This window comes from Nitratireductor lacus (assembly GCF_056431025.1).
Genome location: NZ_JBWKMB010000056.1, coordinates 1 through 1,439 on the forward strand (window position 1 = coordinate 1; position 1,439 = coordinate 1,439).

Below are 1,439 nucleotides of genomic sequence, written 5' to 3' on the forward strand. Positions count from 1 at the left end.
TAGTACTACAGTTGCAATTGATGCCAAATCATGATTCATCTCAGGCATTTAGCTTGAGGAGAATTTGGAATGTCTGTTTCGGACTGGGCTGGATCCGGGATTGGTTGGGAGCGGGAACTGACGGCATTGAAAGGCCGGCTTTGTTCGGTGTTCCGTCGCTCGGAAGCGCGCGCGAGCTGCGGTGCGTTCATCGACGGTCTTTTGTCGGGGATTGAGCGCAAGACCGGCTGGCTGCTGGCCGAACAGGCGGGCCTGGAGAGGCCGTGGCGGATGCAGGCGCTGCTTGGCCGCTCGCATTGGGATTGCGAGGTGATGCGCGCTGTTGTTTTTGACTATGTCATTGAGGCGCTTGGCGACCGATCGGGTGTGCTGGTTGTCGATGACACCGGTTTCCTGAAGAAAGGCCAGCATTCGGTTGGGGTCGCGCGGCAATATTCGGGAACCGCCGGCCGGATCGAAAACTGTCAGATTGGCGTGTTTGCCGCCTATGCCAGCCGTTTCGGCCAGGCACTCATCGATCGGCGGCTTTACTTGCCGGAAGCGTGGGCCAAGGACGAGGCGCGCCGCAGGGCTGCGCATATTCCCGAAGACGTGGCATTCGCGACCAAGCCGGCGATCGCGCGCGCCATGTTGGCCGACGCGCTCGACAGGGGTGTGCCGTGCGCGTGGGTTCTGGCCGACGCAGCCTATGGCGGGGATTATCAGATCCGGCGCATGCTCGAGGAGCGCCGACAACCTTATGTTCTTGCGATACGGTCCAATCATACCTTGCGCATGCTGACCGATCAGGGGCTGCTGCAGACGGATCCGAAAGAGATGGCCGAGGAACTCGCCGCCGAGGCATGGCAGGCGCTTCCGGCGGGTGAAGGCGCCAAGGGCCTCAGGCTCTACGACTGGGCACGCATTGCTCTGCCCTATGTTGTGGACGAAGGCTTTGCCCGCTACGTCCTCATCCGCAGGAGCCGGTCTGATCCGCATGCGCTTAGCTTTTATCTGGTGTTCGCGCCCGCGGACGCGACGCTCGTAGAACTGGCCGGCGCCGCGGGCTTGCGCTGGACGATCGAGGAATGTTTCCAGCGCGCCAAGGACGATCTCGGTCTCGATCATTGCGAAGCCCGCTCATGGCACGGCTGGCACCGTCATATGACGCTGGTCATGGCGGCAGCCGCTTTCCTGGCCAAACTCGGCGCCGATTTGCGCCGTTCGGCTCTCGGCAAACCGAACGAAACGAGTCCAAAGTCAGCAATCGCAGCCTGACGCGCAAAATCGCTCTTATCCCCACCGTCGCCGAAATTCGAACGTTGATCATGCGCCTCATCAGGCGAAAGCTTCACAGCCGTGCCTTCATTTTCGCCTGGTCGCTTTGGCGACGACGGCATCAAGCCCAGGCCATGATCGCTCACTACAAGAAAAGAGGCCATCTGCAACTGTAGTACTAG

1 protein-coding gene is annotated in these 1,439 nt (G+C 60.7%); it reads left to right on the forward strand.

The features are described 5' to 3' along the window. Positions 1–69: 69 nt before the first annotated feature. Positions 70–1,257 carry an IS701 family transposase gene (locus AC07E3_RS21375; RefSeq protein WP_478364739.1) on the forward strand — a complete coding sequence of 396 codons (1,188 nt, stop codon included), beginning with the start codon at positions 70–72 and terminating at the stop codon, positions 1,255–1,257. The last annotated feature ends 182 nt before the right edge of the window (positions 1,258–1,439 follow it).

Excerpts from the sequence above, each read along its gene's own strand:
- AC07E3_RS21375 (WP_478364739.1), top strand. The coding sequence starts at position 70 with ATGTCTGTTTCGGACTGGGCTGGATCCGGGATTGGTTGGGAGCGGGAA.